Origin of the sequence: Pelagibacterium sp. (assembly GCF_965249125.1) — a bacterium.
Classification (GTDB): Bacteria; Pseudomonadota; Alphaproteobacteria; order Rhizobiales; family Devosiaceae; genus Pelagibacterium.
The window spans coordinates 2850130-2871187 of record NZ_OZ252217.1 but is presented as its reverse complement, the minus strand read 5'-3'; the positions used below and the strand labels follow the sequence as shown (position 1 = coordinate 2871187).

Genomic DNA, 21058 nt, shown 5'->3' with positions numbered 1-21058 from the left:
TGCGGCCTAGCGGCGCTACCCTCCCCGCAAGGGGGAGGGTGCCGACGTCAGGTTTTGTGGCAGCAGCCTATTCCACCGGCTCGAGATCGAGCAGTTGCAACAGGCGGGCCGGGTTGGCGTTGGAGACCACCGGCGAGTATTTCGGATTTTCCGCATCCGCCCAGCCGGTGAAGCGGCTGGTGTTGTATTCGTAGAAGCTCGGGCTGTTATAGACCGGGATGATCGGCATGTTCTCGGCCACGATCATCTGGGCCTGGTCCATCACCGCCTTGGCTTCCGCCGGGTCCTTGATCTGCGTGTATTCGGCCAGCAAGGCGCTGAGCTCTTCGTTTTCCCAATGCGGCGCGGTGAAGCGCGACTTGCCGAAATCGTTCGGATTGAACGAACGGATATAGGGGAAATACGGGTTGGCCGCCGATGCCAGCGCATTGAGCGTCATCGAGTATTCACCCGCGATCAGGCCCGAGGTCCACACCGCCGCTTCCGGGGTGCTCATCTTCACATTGAGCCCGGCTTCGCTGAGGCTTTCCATGGCGATCTGCACCGCATCGATCCAGTCGGTCCAGCCATTGGGCACCATGATGTCGATGGCAATCGGCGTGCCATCGGGATTGTCACGGAACCCGTCGCCATCGGCGTCGACATAACCGCTCTCGTCGAGCAGCGCCATGCCCGCTTCAAGGTCGAACTGGCCATATTGCCCGTATTCGGCATCGACTTCAGGATTGGCGAAGGACGCATAAAGCTCGCCCAGCGAGGCCGGATCGTCATTGACCAGCGGATAGCCATAGCCGGCAATGTCCACGATGGTCTGGCGGTCGATCAGCATGGAGAGCGCGCGGCGGAAGTTCACATCGGTGAATGCCTTGCGGTTGTTCTCGTTCGGGGTGGTCATGCTGACCTGGAACGACACCAGGCTCGACGGTGTGAACCAGTATTTATGGTGCTCGGGGTCCTTGGCGACAAAGGTGTTGTCGATGTCGGGAATAAAGCTCGTGGCCCAGTCCAGCGTGCCATCGGCCAGGGCGGCCAGCACCTGCGGATTGTCGGCAAGCTGCGGCATGCGCAGGCAGTCGACGTCGAGATTGTCCGCGTCCCAATAATGCGGGTTGGCGCACTGCTCATAGACCTGCGGGGTGAAGCGGGTGATCTCGGTCATCGGACCGGAGCCGACTGGCTCTTCATTGGCGAAGGTCACCGGGTCTTCGATCTCGGCCCAGACATGTTCTGGGACAATCGGCATGCCGACAATGGTGTTGGCGATCAGCGCATTGGCTTCCTTGAGGTGGAAGGTGACGGTGCGTTCATCGACTTTTTCTACGGTCTCGATCTGCGCGCCGACCGAGATGAAGTCGAGCGCCGGGAACCTGGCGATGTAGTCGTAGGTGAAGACCACGTCGTCAGCGGTCAGCGCTTCGCCATCCGACCATTTCAGACCCTCGCGCAGCACGAAGGTGATCGACATCAGATCGTCGGCCAGCTCGAAGCTTTCGGCGAGGCGGTAATGGGGCTCATTGCCCTTGAGGCGGTTGAACACCACCAGCGGCTCATACATGAAGTCGAGCGTGGTGTAGCGCGCCGAGGTTTGGCCGAACGGGTTGAAATTGCGCACGAATGTGGTGGTCTGCTCGGAAGCGAGCGTCAGCACATTGCCGCTGGCGTCCTGGGCCTGGGCCTGGGCCTGGGCCGGCGCCGCGGCCAACAGGGCCAGCACGGACGCAGCCGTGATCCATGAAGTTCTGTTCATTGTGAAAGTCTCTCCTTGTTGCCGGCCAGCCTCAGGCAAAGCCGTTCTCCCTGAAAATTCCCTCGACCTCGGCATGCAGGGCCTGCACGTCGTGGTGTTGCGCTCCGAGCCGCTTCTGGGCGCGGTCGATGCGGGCGAGGCTATCCGTGCTCAGCGGCCGCGCCGCCTTGGCTGCCGCCTCGCTGGCAGCCAGATCGCCCTGGCTATGCAGGGCAATGTCGTAGCCGGCATCGAGCGCAGCGCGCACCCGCTCCGGCCATGTGCCTGAAAGCGCCTCCATGGTGAGGCAATCGGTGACGATCACGCCCTCAAAGCCGAGATCCTTGCGGATCATCTCGCAGACAATGGGCGACACCGAGGCGGGGCGGGCCTTGTCGATCTGCGAGAAGATGAGATGAGCAACCATCGCCCATGGCGCATCCTTGAGCGCCACGAAGGGGCGGAAATCGCTGCCCGCCATGTCTTCGATACTGGCATCGACCACCGGGCAGTCGAAATGCGGATCGACATTGACCCGGCCATAGCCGGGAATGTGCTTGAAGATGGGCATCGACCCAACTTCGAGCATGGCATCCACCACTACCTGTCCCAACACTGTCACCAGTTCCGGATCGTCCCCGAAGGAGCGGTTGCCGATGACATTGTGGGTGCCCGTCCGCGCCAGATCGACCACCGGCGTCGTGCCGCTGCCCAGCCCCAGCGCGCTCAGCATGGACCCCATGGCCAGGCTCGACAGGCGCAGCGCCCGCTTGCCGGTCTCAAGGTCCTTGCGTGCCAGGGCGCCGAAATCGCCCAGCGCGCGGAACAACGGCCAATTGCCATTGTCGAGCCGTTGTACGCGGCCGCCTTCCTGGTCGATATAGACCGGCGCGTCCTCGCGTCCGACCGCCTCTTTGAACTGCGCGACGAGGCGCTTGATCTGCGCGGGATTGTCCAGATTGCGCTTGAACAGGAACAGCCCGAACGGATCGGTTTCGCGAAAGAACGCCACTTCGGAGGGCGAAAGCTCAAGGCCCGGCATGCCGACGAAAAGAGCAAGAGGCGCAGAAGTCATTATGATTTGTCCTCGGGCCGCGACGGGATTCGCAGCAGGCCCTGATAGATGTCTTCCTGGTCGGACGGAATCGGCATGGCGCCGGCGGCATTGACGTAAAAATCCACCGGCCCGGCCGACCCAATGATGGCATAGGCATAGCCCTGCGCTTTCATCGCCATCAGTGTGTGATGGAACAGCGCCAGCCCGATGCCCTTGCCACGCTGATCCTCGGACACGCCCGTGGGGCCGAAGAAACTGCGGGCCGTGGCGTCGTAGCAGGCAAAGCCGACAAGTTGCCCATCCACAATGGCGATCAGGCAGCCCGGCGGCTGATGCGCTATCGCCGCGCTGACTTCACTGACCCAATATTCGGAGAAATGGGTGCGCACCCAGTCCTTGATGATGTGCTGTTCGGGTGGCAGGGCAACGCGGATGGTCGCATCCACTTGCTCGGCGCGCGCCCGAAGCGCATCAAGTTTGCGGCTATAGAGATTGACGAGCAGGTCCATATTGCCGCCCGTTTATCCGGCCGCGCGCGGCTGGTGCTGGGCAGCGGCGCGGCGCAGGAAACCACCGGCCTCCTCAAGGGCATGGGCCCCCTCTGCTGCACTCATACCGGTCAGCGCCATCAGGATCGCCAGCTTCACATTGTTCTTGCTGGCGACAAGGAACGCCTCGGCTTCTTCGGCTGTGCAGTCGGCCACTTCAATCAGGATGCGGGTGGCGCGGGCCGCCAGCTTTTCATTGCTGACCGAAAGATCCACCATGAGATTTTCATAGGATTTGCCGATGCGTATCATGCTGGCCGTGGTCAGCATGTTGAGCACCAGCTTCTGCGCCGTGCCCGATTTGAGGCGGGTCGAACCTGTCAGTGCTTCGGGGCCGACCAGCGGGGAAATCGCGATATCGGCCATGTTGGCAATGGCGGATTCCGGATTGCAGGACAGGGCGGCGGTGACCGCGCCAACGCTTTTGGCATAGTCGAGCCCGCCAATGACGTAGGGGGTCCGGCCGCTGACCGCGATGCCCACCACGACGTCACGCGCGGACACATTGACCCGCTCGAGGTCGCTGCGGCCTTCGTCGCGCGAATCTTCGGCCCCTTCGATGGGGTGGCGCAGGGCGCGGTCGCCCCCGGCAATCAGGCCCACCACCATGCCCTCGGGTACGCCGAAGGTCGGCGGGCATTCGGACGCATCGAGCACGCCAAGCCGCCCGCTGGTGCCGGCCCCCATATAGATCAGGCGTCCACCTGCCTTGAAGGCTTCCACGATACAGTCCACGGTGGCGGCGACCTGCGGCAGGACATGGCGCACAGCCTCGGCGACCTTCGCGTCCTCGGCGTTCATCGCCGCAACGATCTCGCTCGACGACATCAGGTCGATCTGCAGCGTTTCGGGGTTGCGGGCTTCGGAAACGAGCCGTTCCAGCTCAGTCATCAGGGTCGTTTTTGCCATTGTGCCTATGCTCAAATTCCGCTGCGATGCTAGAAGTGAATATTCCGGGTGTCAACGAGACATGGAATATTGTATTCCAAGTTGATGGCGCCCTGGGGATATGTCTCTGGCGAGCTGTCCGGTGTGGCGGGGCGCAAGCAGGTTGCAATTTGAGGGGGGTCGGCTTTAGTCCTCGCAGTGCGAGGCGGGTGGGCCGGCGGCACGGGAACGCAAATGTCGATACTCAAGGTCCTCAGCGCCAAGCTGGACACAATGACCCAGGCGGATCGCCAGATCGCCCAGTTCATCATTGATCATCCCGAACAGATGCTGACCCTGTCCTCAGCGGCCCTGGCGGAGGCAACCGGGCGTAGCCAGTCCAGCGTGGTCAAGTTCAGCCAGAAGCTGGGGTATGCCGGCTATCAGCAGCTCAAGCTGGCCGTGAACAAGGCCAAGGCGCTGGAATGGCATGCCCCCGGCGGGGTCATCCACGGTTCGATCGATGCCAGCGACAGCTATGTCACCATCCTGCAAAAGCTGATCGGCTCCAAGCTGCTCTCGATGCGCGAAACCCTGGCGGCCAATAATGAGCAGACCATCGATCTGGCGCTGCAATCCCTGGCCAATGCGCGCAAAATCCAGCTTGCGGGCGTTGGCGCCTCATCCTTGGTGGCCAAGGATTTCTCCTACAAGCTGCTCAAGCTGGGGCGTATGGCGCTGATCGACAGCGACAGTCATATCCAGATCTCCAACGCCTCTGCCCTCAACGCGGCCGATGTGCTCTTCGCCCTGTCCCATTCCGGCCGGAGCGTCGAAACCCTGCGGATTGCCGAGATTGCCCGGCAGCGCGGCGCCACGGTCATCTCGATGACCGGACTGCAGCCCAACCCCTTGCTGGAACTGGCCGATATTCATCTGTTCACCGTTGCCGACGAAGAGCGCGTGCGCTCTTCGGCCATCACCTCGCGCGATGCGCAATTGATGCTGATGGACATGCTGTTCATCCTGATGATCCGCATGCAGGCGGACGCGCACGACTTTATCCACAATTCCGAAACCGCCGTGACGGTGCTCAAGGCCCGCTAGCCACTGCACAATCGGCGCCGAAATAGCGCGGTAGGCTGCTCCTGTCGCTGCAGCCAGCGTGTAATTTAATATTCTTGACACTTTGAATTGCTGGAATTTACTATTCCAAAACTGCGGGCCTGAGGGTGGCCTGCCCAGGGGACCTGCCACGAGCGGGATGGACGGAGAGAGCAATTGGCTCAGCTATCGCTTCGCGGCATCAAGAAGCGCTTTCGCGAGACCGAGGTCTTGCATGGCATTGATCTGGAAATCGGTCATCGCGAGTTCGTCGTTTTCGTCGGCCCTTCGGGTTGCGGCAAGTCCACCCTGTTGCGCCTGATCGCCGGTCTCGACCCGATCACCGATGGCGAATTCGTCCTCAATGGTAGCCGCATGAACGATGTGGCGCCCTCGCGCCGCGGCATCGCCATGGTGTTCCAGTCCTATGCGCTTTACCCGCATATGGACGTTTACGAAAACATGGCCTTCGGCGCGCGCCTGATGGGGCTCGACAAGGCCGAGGTTGAGAAACGTATCGCCGATGCCGCAAATATGCTGCGGCTCGGCGAACTGCTCAAGCGACGTCCGCGCGAACTCTCCGGTGGTCAGCGCCAGCGCGTCGCCATTGGCCGTGCATTGGTGCGCAAGCCCGACGTGTTCCTGCTCGATGAGCCGCTGTCCAATCTCGACGCGGCCCTGCGCTCCGAAGTGCGCCTGGAAATCGCTCGCCTGCATCGCGAAATCGGCGGCACCATGATCTATGTCACCCATGATCAGGTCGAGGCCATGACCCTGGCCGACAAGATCGTGGTGATGAACAATGGCCGCATCGAACAGGTCGGTTCGCCGCGCGAGCTCTATGAGACCCCGGCCAATACTTTTGTCGCCAGCTTCATCGGCTCGCCGCGCATGACCCTGGTCGATGTGACCCGTGACGGCGACCGTCTGGGCGTCGCCAATGGCGGGGCCGTGGCTGTCGGTGCGGTGCCGGACGCAAAGGCGCTCAAGCTGGGGCTGCGGCCCGATGCGGTGCACCTCACCCGCGGCGCGGCTGACGGGCTCTCGGCTCAGGTCGTCTATACCGAGTATCTGGGCGACAACGCTTATGTCTATACCCGGCTGGCCGATGGCACACTGCTTTCGGCCCGCACCACCCCCAATAACCTGTTTTCGCCGGACGAAACGGTGACCGCGACGGTCGAGCCGGGCGCCGCGCATTTCTTTTCCGCCGAGGATGGCCGGCGGCTGTCGCCCTGAACCGGGCGCCGGGACAAGACCACCAAAGAGAACTCGCAAGGAGAGGGAACTCCATGAAGACCAATCTGATCCGCATCGGGACGGCGCTGAGCGCCGTGCTCATTGCCGCCCCCGCTTTCGCCCAGGACCTGACCCTGTGGAGCTGGCGCCAGGAAGACCGCGCTGCCTATGAGCAGTTCATCGAAACCTTCGAAGCGGCCAATCCGGGCATCACGGTGAACTTCGAAACCTTCGAAGCCACCAATTACAACACCATTCTCTCGACCGCCCTGGCCGGCGGCACCGGTCCGGACCTGGCCATGGTGCGCGCTTACGGTGGCCTCGAGAACGTCGCTTCGGCCGGCTATCTCGAGCCCCTGAGCACCGAAACCGTGCCCGCCCTGGCTGATTTCTCGGCGGCCTCGCTGGCCGCTGAAAGCATGCGCTCGGACGGCCAGATCTATGCCGTGCCCTTCGCCAGCCAGACTCAGTTCGTCATCTACAACAAGGCGATTTTCGACGCCAATGGTCTCGAAGAGCCCCAGAGCTGGGCCGATCTCGAAGCCCTCGGTCAGTCGCTCAAGGACGCCGGCGTCATTCCCTTCGCCAACGGCACCGCGACCGCCTGGCAGAACGAGACCGTGACCTTTGGCCTCGGCTCCTCGCTGATGGGCAAGGATTTCTACGAAGACCTGATCGCCGGCGAAGCCGACTTCACCGATGAGCGCTTCACCTCGGCCCTCGGCGCCGTTGCCGATGTCGCCGCGGACTACTTCCCCGACGGTTTTATCGGCCTCGACTACCCCTCCGCCCAGCAGCTCTTCTCCTCGGGCCTGGCCGGCATGTTCATCGGCGGCTCCTATGAGCTGGCCAATTTCAAGAACCAGAACCCCGATATCGAACTGGGCATGTTCGCCGCACCCGGCGAAACCGCCGAGGACGAGAAGCTGGTCGCTGTCTACTTCGACGGCGGCTATGCGGTGAACGCCGCCACCCCGAACAAGGACGCGGCCCTGACCTTCCTTAACTACCTCGCCAGCCAGGAATTCGGTCAGGCTTTCGCCAATACGCTGAACAACATCTCGACCGTGCCGGGCGTCACCTTCGACAACCCGCTGCTCGGCGAAGTGGCTGAACTCAACCAGTCTTCGATCCCCTATCTGATGCTGGCGCACTTCCGTTATGGCGAGCCCTCCGGCTCGGTGCTGATCCAGGGCGAGATGCAGAAGCTGTTCGCTGGCGAAACCACGCCCGAAGCCATCGGCGAAGTGCTCACCACCGGCCTTGCGGCCTGGTACGAGCCCTTCCAGAACTAAGGCGGCCTCCCTTCCGCCCAAAGGGTGGAGCGGGGCCAGTAGTCCAGGCTCTTGGTCCCGCTCACCCACCCCCCGACGATCGTCACCACCCGGCTTGTCCGGGTGGTCCATGGACACCGCGAGATGGATTGCCCGGACAAGCCGGGCAATGACGACGGAAGGGCTTATTCGGTAGTGGACGGCGTATCGCCGCCGGGTTCCAGCGCCAGCAACACCTTAAAAGGCCCCAAATGCCCAAACTTCGGATGACAGGCCGCGGCCTCTGGATCACCTTCCTCATCGTGCCGCCACTGGCCTTTGTGGCGCTGTTCATCGTCTATCCGATCATTTCGGCCTTCGCCTATGCATTCTTCGACTGGCAGGGCCTGAAACGTCTCGATTTTGTGGGATTGGAAAACTTCCACACCGTGCTGTTCGTCGAGCCCTATCGGAGCTGGACGCTCAACGCCTTCAAGAACAACATCATCGTCTTTTTCGCGCTGATGGTGCTGCAGAACGGGCTGGGCTTCATCCTGGCCTATGCGCTCTGGCGCGAGTTGCCCGGCGCGCGGTTCCACCGCATTGCGGTGTTCCTGCCCGTGGTGCTCTCCACCATCATCGTCGCCTATCTCTTCAAGCTGTTCTATCACCCGCTGTTCGGCGTGGTGAACATCAGCCTGCGCGGACTGGGGCTCGATGGGCTTGCCCAACCCTGGCTGGGGCAAAGCGGCACCGCGCTCTGGAGCATCATCGCCGCCCAGGCCTGGCACATGGTCGGTTTCCCCACCCTGGTGTTCCTGGCCGGCATGCAGCGCATTCCCGGCGAAATCCTCGACGCCGTGCGCATGGAAACCGAAAGCGAATGGGTCAAGATCTCCAAGATCGTCTGGCCACTGGTCGCGCCCAGCGCCACCATCGTCTTCACCCTTTTGTTCGTGGGCGCCTTCAACTGGTTTGAGCTGCCCTACATCATGGGCGGGCTGGACGGATCGCCCTTTGGCTCGACCGACGTGCTGGGGCTCTATTTCTACCGCACAGCCTTTGGCAATGTGTCCGCCGGCCAGCAGGATTTCGGCCTCGGTTCGGCCCTGGCCGTGCTGATCTTCCTCTTCATCGCCGTCATCGCCACGGTCATCACCGTGCGCCTTAGGGCGCGGGAGATTCAGATATGAGCGCGACCACTTCCGCCATGGCCTATCAGGACCGCAGGGGCATATTGGGCACGTTGGGCCGCGATGGCCTGTTGCAGATCATCCTGATCGCCAACACCATCATCATGCTGGCGCCCATCGTCATCATGGTCTTTTCGGCTTTCAAGACCACGCCGCAGATCTTCCAGTCGCCCTTCGGCATTCCCGATTTCACCCAAGTGGCAAATTTCGTGAAAATCTGGACGCAGACCAATTTCCTGCGCTATTTGCTCAATTCCTTCGTGGTCACCGGCGCCTCCATGGTGCTGATCCTGACGCTGGGCACCATGGCTGCCTATGCCATCGGCCGCTATGCCTTCACCGGCTCGAACTTCATCCTGATGTTCTTCCTCGCCGGCCTCACCCTGCCCCTAAAACTCGCCATCATCCCGCTCTTCATGCTGATGCGCGACCTCTCCATCCTCAACAACCAGCTCTCGCTGATCTTCGTCTATACCGCCATGGGCCTGCCCACGACGGTCTTCATCATGACCGGCTTCATCCGCACCCTGCCCAATGAGCTTGAGGATGCGGCGCGCATGGATGGCGCCTCCGAAGCGCGCATTATGTGGTCGATCATGCTGCCTTTGGTGCGCCCGGCCATGGTCATCGCCGGCATTCAGAATGTCGTGCCGATCTGGAACGACTTCTTCTTCCCGCTGGTCTTCATCCAGAACGATGATCTCAAAACCCTGCCGCAGGGGCTCACCACCTTCATGGGCGAATACACCACCGATTGGGGCGTGCTGTTTTCGGGGCTGACGCTTTCGGCTGCGCCGATCATCCTGATCTATATCGTGCTGTCGCGCCAGTTCATCGCCGGCATGACCTCGGGTGCCGTCAAATGAAACTGCCCGGCGGCCTCATCGTCTCCTGCCAGGCGCGGGCCGACAATCCCTTGCATGGCCCGCAGTTCATGGGCGCCATGGCGCTGGCCGCCCGCGACGGCGGCGCTGTCGGCATTCGCGCCAATGGCCCGGCCGATGTCGCGGCGGTGCAGGCGGCAGGACTGCCGATCATCGGCATTCACAAGGTGTTTTCCGAGGATGTCCCGGTCTATATCACCCCCAATTTCGAAGCCGCCGCGGCGATCGCTGCGTCAGGCGCCGGGATTGTTGCGCTCGATTGTACTGAACGGCCGCGCCATGGCGAACATCCCAGCGTTCTCATCCGGCGCATTCAGGAAGAAATCGGCGCCGAGGTGTTCGCCGATATCTCGACCCTGGACGAGGGATTGAAGGCCGCCGACTGGGGCGCCGATTATGTTGCCACCACGCTCTCGGGCTATACCGAGGCGACCGAGCCCAAGCCCGATGCGCCGGACCTGGCGCTGCTCGAAGCCTTGTCTACCCGGCTCGATATTCCGGTCGTGGCCGAAGGGCGCTACAATCGGCCCGAACTCGTGGCCCAGGCCTTTGCCGCCGGGGCGCATGCCGTCGTTGTGGGTACCATGATCACCAATCCGCGTGAAATCACCCGAATGTTTGTCAATCAGGGTGTGCCCAGTTGAGCCAGGTTCATCTGGGGCTCGATGTCGGCGGCACGGCCAGCCGCTGGGTCGCCTGCGATGCTGCCGGCAGCGTCGTAGCGCGCGGTCGTGTCGGCGGCGCCACTGCCCATGTATTCAACCCCGCCGAACGCGCCAGGCTCGCGGCAGTGTTTTCGCAAGTGGCCGGTGCGCTGGCTGAAGGCGGGCTGAAGCCCATGACGCTCTCGGGCGGCCTCACCGGCTTCGGCGCCGCCGCCGACGTCGAAATTGCCGGTCTCGCCCAACAGGCGCTCGGCTTGCCGCGCGATGCGGTCCTGCTGATGGACGACATCATCCTCGCCTATGCCGCCCATTTCCAGCCCGGTGCCGGGCACCTGGTTTCCGCCGGTACAGGCTCGATCGGCATTCATGTCGGTGCCAGCGGCGATGTTGTCCGGGTCGGGGGCAGGGGCATTCTCATCGACGATGCCGGCTCAGGAAGCTGGATCGCCCTTAGGGCTCTCGACCGGCTTTATCGCACGCTCGACCACACCGGATCTTTTGCCAGCCAGCAAGTTCTTGCCGATCAGATCTTCGCGTTGGTGGGTGGGTCGGACTGGCACCATGTCCGTCAGCATGTCTATGCCGGCGACCGCGGCCGCATCGGCGCTTTGGCAGTCGGTGTTGCCAAGGCAGCGGAACTGGGTGATGAGACAGCTCTTGAGATATTGCGCGAAGCAGGGGGCGAGTTGGCACTGCTAGCCCAGGCCATGCAAGCCCGGGCGGGCGAGCGACCCGTCGCCGTTATCGGAGGGGTTCTGACGCTGCACCCGGCGATCAGTAGTGAGGTCAGGGCGCAACTGCCCGGCTGTGATGTCTCGCAACCCGCCATCGACACCGCCTTGGCGGCAGCGCACCTGCAACAGGGCGGCGCTTTAGAGCCCTGGCGGGCAACACTGGCCGCGCTCCGATAGCCGGGATGCAATGGGAGTATCTGGGCGTCTGAAAGTGAGCGCGGTTTCTGCATAGTTGGGCGAGTACGCCAAAGCGACTCTGCCAAATTCGGAAAACTGCCGCCAATAAACGGGTGTACAGCAACTGGATCTGCTGATTGGTCTTACACCGGAAGAACCTGCATGCGACCCGCATAGGCCTATCGGCGGCGCTGCCAGCGTGTTGGCAGCGAAACTATTCCGTCGACCACAATAAGACAGTTGTCACCGGCACCATTTCAAACACCGGCCGGGCCCCTGCGGAAATGCGGGCGTCAGCGACTGCGCAAGATTATCTATTAATTTCAATGCAATAGGTGTTCGCGGATTTATCCTGACCGGCGCGCCATTTCGGTACACATTTCTGAACGTTTTCGCCCGTCTTTCCCGAAGCCGCCACTGCGGCGTTGAGTACATCCTTGCTACCCACGATGCGGATGCGGTCGGCATCGACTTCGACCTTTGAGAGAAGGGACCTCAGCCAGGCCTTGCGCGCCGGGTTTTCTGCGGAAGCAAGAACACCTGTCAGGAGATTGGAAAAAGCGGTGATCCTGACCGGATCGATGGCATCGTCATTGCTTGCCTGAACCCGGCCGCGCTCGAGGGCCGTCGTCGCGCGCTCGTGGTCGGAACGGACAATGCCAATACGATACCGAAGCACATCGTCGAGTTCCGCTCCATCCTCGACAAGCTTATACAGCTGGTCGAGTTTTTCACGGGTGGCATCGGCTTTCTGCTGCAAGCCGATAAGGCGCTCGTTGATCGCAGCGGCTCGTTCGGTGCGGCGCTCGGCCAATGCTGACAGAATGGTGGCCAGGCGGTCGGCGGGTGCGAGCAGCTTTTCTCTGAGGGCCTCCACAACCTTGGTGACGAGCGCATCCATGCGGATCGCGTTGCCCTTGCAGGCCGTCGGCCCGCGCTGGGCGCGACCGGCGCAAGGAGGACCGGATGGACGGGATTGACGGCGAGCGAGCGCACGTCAAGAAGATGGACGGCCATGTGAACACCTGTCTCTAGCAGGTAGCGATCATGGTCGGAGTGCCTGCGGGGATTGCACTCCCCGTGGCAGCCGCTTTATGCGGGCGCCAACCATGACGGCCGACTCCTGGCCAGAGTCGGCACTATGCTCGATAACAGTATGGCGGTTGAAGTCGAGCGACCGCTGAAGCGACGGTGACGATGTGCGCTGGGTGATGGCTTGGATTTTAGCGTTCTGCTCGCAAAGGTCGATCTCAGGATGCCGGCCTTCGAGCTTCATGAGATCGAGCAAATTGGTGCCGCCGGAGCCGCAGGCCGATCCGGATTTGTAACTAAGCCATGCCGGTTGGCAGTGGCATCCTATCAGCCACGGCAATCTGAAGGCGTACCATTTGCTCCAATAGCGCGCTCTTTGCCTTCTCGGCGGACGGGTCGTCCCAGAGATTTGTGAACTCGTCGGGATCAGTGTCCAAGTCGCAGAGTTCGCCTTCAGAGACGCCGTCGAAGATCGAGAGGCGCCAGCGTGCATTGCGCAACGTATGGACGCGGGGATGCTCACCGAGCCCGGATACGCCATCCTGTTGATCATATTGGATAAGCGCGGCTTCCCGCCCCACGCTACCTTCCGCGACAAGTGAGCGTCCCTGCATGCCGTATGCGGGAGCGACTTTGGCTCGCGCCAGGATCGACACTCCAATATCGTGGGTTTGCCCGATACCGTCAGAGTCGAGCCTCGCTCCGATGGCCGGATCCGCCCAAATCATCGGGACTCGCGTGATCTGTTCGTATTGCTCTGGTCCCTTGAAGAGGAGCTGGTGATCGCCGAGGTGATCGCCATGGTCTGCGGTAAAAATGACGACTGTGTTGTCTGCTTTCCCATTGCTGCTCAGGCGGACTGACGGCGAACGACCTCGAAACCGACGTCATGAATAATGGAAGTAACTGAGGACGCAGAGAAACGATCCACCAGTGCATTGGCCGCAACTTGGCCCAGAACTTGCCGGTCAATGCGGATACTGGTTAGCGCCGGCTCTGTCATCGCGGCGAATTCCTGGTCGCCAAACCCGATAACCGCGACGTCGCCTGGAACAGACAAACCGCGGGCCATGGCTTCAATCAGTACGCCCTGGGCAAACTGGTCGGAACTACAGAAGACCACAGTGCCGGTTTCCATCCCTTGCTGCAGAAGTTGCGATAGGGCCTGTCGTCCAAGCCCCAGAGTCGCGGGGGCCAAAAAGTCAACGCCAGTTACCGGGGCGCCGCTGAACTTGCCAAATCGGGACTTGAAGGCATCACGGCGGCGCACGGCGCGCTCATCGCTGGCGGTGATGGTCGCCGCATGGCGGTAGCCCGCTCCAATCGCAAAGTCGGCTGCCGCATGCCCCGCCTCCACATGCGAAAATCCCACGCAGCAATCGATCGGTGTGTCGGAAATATCCCAGACTTCAACAACCGGGATGCCAGCATTGAGCAGCATGCGCCGCGCTCCGGCGCTGTGCCTTATGCCGGTTAGCAGTATAGCGTCCGGGCGACGCGAGAGATGAGTGGCGATGGCCTTCTCCTCGCGCTCAAGATCGAAACCGGTCTCGCTCAGCATAATCTGATAGCCATGCTCCCACATGATATCGGAAAAGGCATGCAGCATGCTCGAATAGACGATGTTGGTCACCGACGGAACGAGCGCGGCAATCAGATTCGATTTGTTCGAAGCCAGCGCACCGGCCACCGCGTTAGGTACATAGCCGGTGCGGGCAATGGCGTCCTGGATACGTTGCAGGGTTCCGGGCGAGACCTTGCCCGGTGCTGACAAGGCACGCGATACCGTTACCTGGGACACCCCGGCAAGGCGCCCGACTTCGGCCATGGTCACGCCACTACCGCGACGAATCTGCGCTGGGTCTCGGGATCGAATTGCCATAGATCGCCTTTACCGGATGGCCAGACCTACGCCAAGCTCTGGTCTGCGGGCGAGGCCTGTTGGCGAGACTTGCGCGCTATGGCCACCGAAAGTGCCACGGACCCGATGATCAGCACCCACAGCAGCGCTGCGATCCAGCTTTTCGTGAAAAAGATCGTCAGGTTGCCGAACGATTCGAGACTTTTGACAAAATAGATCTCGGCTGACGGTCCAAGGATGAAGCCGATGATGAAGGGCGCGACTTCCAGCCTCAGTTTGGTCGCAAGCCAGCCGAAGATGCCGAAGATCAGCAGCGTCCAGACGTCGAACATAATGCCATAATTGATTGTATAGGCGCCGATCACGCACATCATCAGGATGACGGGATAGAGGATGTGTTTGGGCACAGCCACCACCATGGCAAACCAGCGGATGGCAAAATACATCATTATGAACATGGCTAGGTTCGCTACGATCATGGCGACAATCATTGCGTTCCAGGTGTCGCCGTTATTGCCGATAAACAGCGGGCCAACCTGGATGCCCTGCAACGCAAACGCACCGATCAGTAGAGCCGTTGTGCTGTCGCCGGGAATACCGAGCGAGAGGAGCGGGACCAGAGCGCCGCCTGTGAGGCCATTATTGCCGGCCTCTGACGCCATGATCCCCGCCGGTTCGCCCTTGCCGAAGCGTTCGGGGTGTTTCGATGTGGTTTTTGTCGCCGTGTAGGACAGGATCGACGCCGCCGACCCGCCCACGCCGGGGAGAATGCCCACAAAGGTGCCGATACCTGATGAACGGACGAGGTTTAGGGCCTGCCCCTTGAAGACAGAGAATGAAAAGCGCGAATGGGCGCCGACCTTGATCTGATCGAGCGACATGCCCTTGGGCATGCCCTTTTCGGCCTCTTCAAGAATGGCGGTCAGGCCGAAAAGGGCTATCAGCACCGGTAGCAGCGAGAAGCCGCTTTCGAGCCAATAGTCGGTGCCCGGCGGGATCAACCGGAAATGGCCGTTGCCACCGTCGGTGACGTCATAGACGCCGATCAGGCTGACGAATATGCCCAGAAATCCGGAGAAAATGCCCAGAAGCATGTTGCTCGAAAGCGCAGCCATGACCGTCAGGGCAAAGAGGATGATGAGGAACTTCTCCACATAGGAGAAACGGATGGCGAAATCGGCCAAAGCCGGTGCGAAAAAGTAGAGCGCCGCGAGTGAAATTAATCCGCCGACAAATGACGCGAAAATGCCGATGCGCAGCGCCTTCTCGCCTTCACCCCGCTGGGTCATGGGGTAGCCATCAAAAGTGGTTGTGATGGACGACGGCGTCCCTGGAATGCCGAGAAGAATTGCCGGCACCAGGCCGCCCGAGATGCCGCCGACATAAAGGCCCAGCAACAGTGCCAGCCCATTTTCGAGACCAAGCGAATAGGTGAGCGGCAAACAGATCGCCACAGCCATCGTGGCCGTCATGCCCGGAATGGCGCCGAAAACAATGCCAACAAGCGCGCCGCCGCAAGCCAGGAGGATAAAGAGCGGCGAAATGAGCCCGAGGAAATCCATGGTTCAGCTGTCTCCGGCTTAGGGCAGGGTCAGATAGAAAATGTCGCTGAACAGCCACCAGACCAGCAGTGGACCCGCCAGCGCAATGACCAGAACCGGGATTGCGCCCCGCAGCGTGCGTTCATGCATGAACAACAGCCCGGTCAGCGCCACGAAGGGGATTGAGCAGAGCAGGAACCCCATGCCGGTATTGGGCCAGATATCGCCAACTGGAACCATGAGTGAGAAATAGAGTACAGTCAGGACCAGCGCGCCAAAAAAACGCGGCTTGTCCATTCTGGCGAAGGTGTCGCGCCACATGGCGCCTGAGGCAAGCACATCGCGTCGCTGGGTAATCAGGATGGTGACGCCCAAAACCAACAACACTATGCCGATCAGTGTCGGGAATATGAGATGCGAGGTCGCAAAATCGACCTTTACCCGGGTCCACTCGCCCATGACCAAGTCTCTTTCTGATTGCAGAAAGGGCCCGGCGGGAGAAACCGACCGGGCCCTGGAGGTGCTGCAGCCTATTCGGCCCTCAGGTCCTCGATGATGCCGCCGATCCGTTCGCTCTTGGCGCTCAGATGCTCAAGGGCTTCAGCGCGTGGCAGGTAGTTGGGTATGAAGAAAGCCGCAGCCTGACGTTCCTGAATCTCACCCGCGGCGTAGATTTCCTCAAGCGCTGTGTCGATGGCATCCATCAGCGCCGGGTCCATATCCTTGTTATAGAGAAGGAAGAATTCCTTATCGAAGGAGAAGTCCTCGGTACCGTCAAGCGTCACGCTGGTCGCGGGGCTGGCATATTGCAAAAAGTCGGCGCGGGTGGTTGCGCCCATGCCGGCTTCCGGGGCTTGGTCGAGCGTGGCCGGACGCGCGGTGATCCAGACAAAGCGCATGGCCTTGGGGTCATCGGCGGACAGCTGGGTGAACTGCTCATTGGCCTGGATCGAGCCGTTGATGACATCGGCCAGATCGTCCCACATGGCCTGGTTCTTGTCGGCCTGCGAGCCGGTATTGACCGCGACGATGTTCTCTTCCGAGCCCGGTGAGCGAACCTTGGCGGCATTGCGCATGGCTGTAAAACCGATTTCCGAGACGCCGCCAGGTTGGATGGCTACACGAATCTGCGTGCCGTCGGCCGCTGCGGTCAGGATGTCTTCCATGCTCTGATAAGGCGAATCCGCCGGGACGAGGAAACTGTCGCCGGGATTGATGGCGACAGTCGGGCCGACCTCATAGTTCGCAAATGGATCGTCATTGCCCGGCACGCCGTAGAGGTAGGACAGGTAGATCTGGTCATGATGCAACATGATGGTGGTGCCGCGAGAGTCGCGGTCCAGAGCCTTGAGACCTTCGCTGGTGCCGACCGGGTCTACCTTGATGTTGATACCCAGATGGGCCGCCAGAGCCTCGGCCACGATTGAGGCATTCTGGTAGGTATCGCCCCCGGTCGAGGTCGAGCCGATGACCATACGGACATTGCCCGGAAGGTCTTGTGCGTGGATGGCCAGGGGTGTGGCGGCCAAAAGGGTCGCGCTCAGAGCGGCCAAAGCGATACGTCGATTCATCATTGCAGATCCTCCCAAACCGCTCGCGGGCGGCGTGTGTTGTGTGTCGGCAGGCGTCCTCTCGCTCATGCCGCTTGAATGCACAATGTATGCGCTTCCATTGTCATGCCTCATAGCTTTCATTCTTGTCAAGTCTATATCGCAGTGCGTACTGCACAAGGCTAAGACCCGTTGACACTCGGAGATGAATACGCATACACAACCTGGAATTGCGGAGGAATGAGATGAACGACAAGACGCGCAAAGATGCCGCCAAACTGCGGTCTTCCCGGTGGTTTGCACCTGACGACCTGCGCAGCTTCGGCCATCGCTCCCGCATGATGCAGCTGGGTTATTCCGAGGATGATTTCATGGGCAGGCCTGTGATCGGCATCCTCAATACCTGGTCCGAGCTCAATTCCTGCCACAGTCATTTCCCCGAACGGGTCGAGTCGGTCAAACGCGGCGTCCTGCAGGCTGGTGGCTTTCCGGTGGAGCTGCCGACCCTGTCGGTGGATGAAAGCTTCACCAAGCCGACCTCCATGCTTTATCGCAACATGCTGGCCATGGAAGCCGAGGAAATGATTCGCTCGCACCCGCTCGACGGCGTGGTTCTGATGGGCGGGTGTGATAAGACCACGCCTGGCCTGGTCATGGGCGGCATTACTGCCGGCATTCCGATGATCTATCTGCCCGCCGGCCCGATGCTGCGCGGCAATTATGCCGGTAAGTCCCTTGGCTCGGGGTCGGACGCCTGGAAATATTGGGACGAACGTCGCGCGGGAAATGTCAACGACGAGCAGTGGCGCGGCGTGCAGGGTGGTATTGCCCGCTCGGCAGGCGTCTGCATGACTATGGGCACGGCCTCGACCATGACGGCCATCACCGATGCGATGGGGCTAACCTTGCCGGGGGCTTCGTCCATTCCGGCCGTGGATTCGGCGCATAGTCGCATGTCGTCTGATTGCGGCCGCCGTATCGTCGACATGGTGTGGGAAGAGCTGACGCCTGACCGGATCGTCACGGAAGCATCGGTGCGCAATGCCGCCATTGTCGCCATGGCCACCGGTTGCTCGACCAATGCCGTCGTCCACCTCATCGCCATGGCTCGCCGTGCGGGTGTTGCGATGACGCTCGATGATCTCGACGCGCTCGGTCGCAATACTCCACTGCTCGCCAATGTCCGGCCCTCGGGCAAAGATTACCTGATGGAGGATTTCTACTTCGCTGGTGGTCTGCTGGCGCTGGAGCAGCAGATTGCCGACCGTCTCGACACCTCGGTCATCACGGCCAATGGGAAAACTCTGGGCGAAAACATTGCAGAAGCTATTGTCTACAATGACGACGTCATCAGACCGCTTTCCAACCCGGTCTATCACGAAGGCTCCCTGGCCGTATTGCGCGGCAATCTCTGCCCGGACGGTGCCATCATCAAGCCGGCAGCCTGCGACTCGAAATATCATGTGCATGAAGGCCCGGCCTTGGTCTTCGATTCATATCCTGAGATGAAAAAAGCCATCGATGACGAGGATCTGGACGTCACGCCGGACCATATTCTTGTTCTTCGCAATGCCGGACCACGGGGCGGGCCAGGCATGCCGGAATGGGGTATGCTGCCCATCCCCAAGGCGTTGATCAAGCAGGGCCATCGCGACATGCTGCGCATTTCGGACGCGCGCATGTCCGGCACGTCCTATGGCGCATGCGTCCTGCATGTGGCTCCCGAAAGCTTCGTCGGCGGGCCGCTGGCCCTGCTCAAGACCGGCGACATTGTGAAGCTCGATCTGCCCAATCGGCGGCTCGACATGCTGGTGGCCGAAGATGAAATCGAACGCCGCCGCGCCGCCTGGGCGCCGCCCGCCCCGCGGTTCGAGCGCGGTTGGGGCTGGATGTATTCCAAACATGTCACCCAGGCCGACAAGGGCTGCGATTTCGATTTCCTCGAACGCGATTTTGGCCGCGCCGCCGGCGAACCCGACATCTTTTAGGAAAGGCCGACGATGGCACTCTCTCTCGAACATGCCCTCACCGGCATTTCCGGTATTCTCGTCACCCCTTTTGACGAACACGGCGATGTCGCCCCGCAAAAACTGGCACCCATCCTCGATCGCGCGCTTGGTGCAGGACTGCATATGCCGGTGGTCAACGGTAATACTGGCGAGTTCTACGCGCTGACCACAGAAGAAGCCTCCACCATGGTGCGCGAGGTCGTCCGTCTGGTGGATGGGCGCGCGCCGGTTCTGGCAGGCATCGGCCGCGGCATTCGCGATGCCATGGCTCTGGCCAAGACGTCTGCCGAAGCGGGGGCGGCTGCGCTCATGGTGCACCAGCCGCCTGATCCCTTCGTATCGCCACGCGGTGTTGTCGACTATTTGAAGGCCGTTGCGGACGCGTCGGGCGGGTTGCCGATGATGCTCTATCTGCGCAATGACGCCATTGGCACAAAAGCCATCGCCGATCTTTGCGCCTTGCCGCAGGTGAAGGGCATCAAGTGGGCGACGCCCAATCCGCTGAAACTGGCGGAAGCCAAGGCCGCCTGCGATCCGGACCTTGTATGGGTTGGTGGTCTGGCTGAGATCTGGGCGCCGGCTTTTTATGCCGTCGGCGCGCGGGGCTTCACGTCGGGGCTGATCAATGTCTGGCCGGAGCGCTCGCTGGCCATCCACGCGGCGCTGGAGGCAGGCCGATATACCGAGGCCAATGATCTGATCGTCGGCATGAAGGACTTCGAAGAAATCCGCGCCGAGGAAATGAACGGTACCAATGTGACCGGTGTCAAAGCCGCGCTCTTGGCCCTTGGCCGCGATTGCGGCCCGACGCGGCCGCCCTCGGCCTGGCCGCTGACCTTAGCGCAGCAGGCCAAGCTCGACACCTTCATTGCCCAAAACAAGCTGACTTGAGGACAACCCAGATGGATACCGCGCTTCGCGAAAAACTCATGACCGTTTCTGTGGCCACCTTGGCCACGGCCTTGTACAAGCGTGGTCTGCGCAATCAGGTCATCCAGGGCGTGCATCCGGTCAAGGCCAAGGGCGTCAACATGGTCGGCCCTGCCTATACTCTGCGCTACATTCCGGCCCGCGAGGACCGCAATCAGCTGGTCGAATTCCGCAATCCCCAGCACCCCCAGCGCGTGGCGGTGGAAAGTTGTCCGGCCGGCCACATCCTGGTCATGGATAGCCGGAAGGACCCGCGCGCCGCTTCCGCCGGCGACATCCTGGTTACTCGTCTGATGGTGCGCGGCGTGGTTGGGGTCGTGACCGATGGTGGCTTTCGCGATGCTGCCACAATCGGAGACCTGGACATTCCCGCCTATCATGCCCGTCCATCCAGCCCGACCAACCTGACGCTCCATGAAGCTCTTGACCTCAACGTACCCATTGGCTGTGGCGACGTGGCTGTCTTTCCAGGCGACATTCTTGTGGGCGACGACGACTGCGTCATTGTCATCCCGCAGGCCATCGCAGCCCAAGTCGCCGACGAGGCCGTCGAAATGACTGCCTATGAGGATTTCGTCGTCGAGAAGGTCAAATCCGGTACGCCGGTCATCGGGCTCTATCCCAAGACCAACGATGAATTCACCGGTGAATTCGACGCGTGGCGAACGCGGAACGGTCGCTGAAAATC

At 61.3% G+C, this 21058-nt stretch carries 20 protein-coding genes; 10 read left to right on the top strand and 10 right to left on the bottom strand.

Annotated features, from left to right (window positions below; genetic code table 11):
• Positions 1-67: 67 nt before the first annotated feature.
• Genes ACP148_RS13910 through murQ form a run of 4 tightly spaced genes read right to left on the bottom strand, consistent with a single transcriptional unit; the run spans position 68 to position 4240 of the window.
• Positions 68-1747 carry an ABC transporter substrate-binding protein gene (locus tag ACP148_RS13910; protein ID WP_421953282.1) on the bottom strand — a complete coding sequence of 560 codons (1680 nt, stop codon included), beginning with the start codon at positions 1745-1747 and terminating at the stop codon, positions 68-70.
• 31 nt (positions 1748-1778) lie between these two features.
• Positions 1779-2801 carry a glycoside hydrolase family 3 N-terminal domain-containing protein gene (locus ACP148_RS13905; protein WP_421953281.1) on the bottom strand — a complete coding sequence of 341 codons (1023 nt, stop codon included), beginning with the start codon at positions 2799-2801 and terminating at the stop codon, positions 1779-1781.
• Positions 2801-3292 carry a GNAT family N-acetyltransferase gene (locus ACP148_RS13900; protein WP_421953280.1) on the bottom strand — a complete coding sequence of 164 codons (492 nt, stop codon included), beginning with the start codon at positions 3290-3292 and terminating at the stop codon, positions 2801-2803. Before ACP148_RS13900 ends, ACP148_RS13905 begins: the two co-directional genes overlap by 1 nt.
• A gap of 12 nt (positions 3293-3304) precedes the next feature.
• Positions 3305-4240, bottom strand: a complete 936-nt coding sequence (gene murQ / locus ACP148_RS13895) for an N-acetylmuramic acid 6-phosphate etherase (protein ID WP_421953279.1) — start codon at positions 4238-4240, stop codon at positions 3305-3307.
• 213 nt (positions 4241-4453) lie between these two features.
• Between murQ and ACP148_RS13890 the strand changes: the two genes are divergently transcribed.
• From ACP148_RS13890 to ACP148_RS13860, 7 genes are all read left to right on the top strand, one after another.
• Positions 4454-5305 (top strand): MurR/RpiR family transcriptional regulator, encoded by an 852-nt coding sequence (locus ACP148_RS13890; RefSeq protein ID WP_421953278.1) that lies wholly within the window; start codon positions 4454-4456, stop codon positions 5303-5305.
• A gap of 174 nt (positions 5306-5479) precedes the next feature.
• Complete coding sequence (locus ACP148_RS13885) at positions 5480-6541, top strand: ABC transporter ATP-binding protein (RefSeq protein WP_421953277.1); 1062 nt, start codon at positions 5480-5482, stop codon at positions 6539-6541.
• A 53-nt stretch (positions 6542-6594) separates the two neighbouring features.
• Complete coding sequence (locus ACP148_RS13880) at positions 6595-7836, top strand: extracellular solute-binding protein (protein WP_421953276.1); 1242 nt, start codon at positions 6595-6597, stop codon at positions 7834-7836.
• 230 nt (positions 7837-8066) lie between these two features.
• On the top strand, positions 8067-8987 hold the full coding sequence (locus ACP148_RS13875) for a carbohydrate ABC transporter permease (protein WP_421953275.1): 921 nt from the start codon (positions 8067-8069) through the stop codon (positions 8985-8987).
• Positions 8984-9853 carry a carbohydrate ABC transporter permease gene (locus tag ACP148_RS13870; RefSeq protein WP_421953274.1) on the top strand — a complete coding sequence of 290 codons (870 nt, stop codon included), beginning with the start codon at positions 8984-8986 and terminating at the stop codon, positions 9851-9853. Before ACP148_RS13875 ends, ACP148_RS13870 begins: the two co-directional genes overlap by 4 nt.
• On the top strand, positions 9850-10515 hold the full coding sequence (locus ACP148_RS13865; RefSeq protein ID WP_421953273.1) for an N-acetylmannosamine-6-phosphate 2-epimerase: 666 nt from the start codon (positions 9850-9852) through the stop codon (positions 10513-10515). The genes ACP148_RS13870 and ACP148_RS13865 overlap by 4 nt, the downstream gene beginning before the upstream one ends.
• Complete coding sequence (locus ACP148_RS13860; RefSeq protein WP_421953272.1) at positions 10512-11447, top strand: N-acetylglucosamine kinase; 936 nt, start codon at positions 10512-10514, stop codon at positions 11445-11447. Before ACP148_RS13865 ends, ACP148_RS13860 begins: the two co-directional genes overlap by 4 nt.
• 310 nt (positions 11448-11757) lie before the next feature.
• Here ACP148_RS13860 and ACP148_RS13855 read toward each other — a convergent pair whose 3' ends face one another.
• The 6 genes from ACP148_RS13855 to ACP148_RS13830 form a co-directional block, all read right to left on the bottom strand.
• Positions 11758-12348, bottom strand: a complete 591-nt coding sequence (locus tag ACP148_RS13855; RefSeq protein ID WP_421953271.1) for a hypothetical protein — start codon at positions 12346-12348, stop codon at positions 11758-11760.
• Between the two features lie 427 nt (positions 12349-12775).
• The gene (locus ACP148_RS13850; protein ID WP_421953284.1) at positions 12776-13297 is read right to left on the bottom strand and encodes a sulfatase/phosphatase domain-containing protein; all 522 of its coding nucleotides are present in this window, start codon (positions 13295-13297) and stop codon (positions 12776-12778) included.
• A gap of 32 nt (positions 13298-13329) precedes the next feature.
• Positions 13330-14307 (bottom strand): LacI family DNA-binding transcriptional regulator, encoded by a 978-nt coding sequence (locus ACP148_RS13845; RefSeq protein WP_421953270.1) that lies wholly within the window; start codon positions 14305-14307, stop codon positions 13330-13332.
• 80 nt (positions 14308-14387) lie between these two features.
• Positions 14388-15902 (bottom strand): tripartite tricarboxylate transporter permease, encoded by a 1515-nt coding sequence (locus ACP148_RS13840; protein WP_421953269.1) that lies wholly within the window; start codon positions 15900-15902, stop codon positions 14388-14390.
• A gap of 18 nt (positions 15903-15920) precedes the next feature.
• Positions 15921-16340, bottom strand: a complete 420-nt coding sequence (locus tag ACP148_RS13835; RefSeq protein ID WP_421953268.1) for a tripartite tricarboxylate transporter TctB family protein — start codon at positions 16338-16340, stop codon at positions 15921-15923.
• Positions 16341-16411: 71 nt separating this feature from the next.
• The gene (locus tag ACP148_RS13830) at positions 16412-17455 is read right to left on the bottom strand and encodes an ABC transporter substrate-binding protein (protein ID WP_421953267.1); all 1044 of its coding nucleotides are present in this window, start codon (positions 17453-17455) and stop codon (positions 16412-16414) included.
• A gap of 221 nt (positions 17456-17676) precedes the next feature.
• On the opposite strand from ACP148_RS13830, the gene araD reads away from it, so the two are divergent.
• From araD to ACP148_RS13815, 3 genes are read left to right on the top strand one after another with little or no spacing between them, the layout of a single operon-like run.
• A complete protein-coding gene (gene araD / locus ACP148_RS13825; RefSeq protein WP_421953266.1) occupies positions 17677-19419 on the top strand; it encodes an L-arabinonate dehydratase in 1743 nt (580 codons plus the stop codon).
• Positions 19420-19431: 12 nt separating this feature from the next.
• A complete protein-coding gene (locus ACP148_RS13820; protein WP_421953265.1) occupies positions 19432-20331 on the top strand; it encodes a dihydrodipicolinate synthase family protein in 900 nt (299 codons plus the stop codon).
• A gap of 11 nt (positions 20332-20342) precedes the next feature.
• Complete coding sequence (locus tag ACP148_RS13815; protein ID WP_421953264.1) at positions 20343-21053, top strand: ribonuclease activity regulator RraA; 711 nt, start codon at positions 20343-20345, stop codon at positions 21051-21053.
• Positions 21054-21058: the final 5 nt, after the last annotated feature.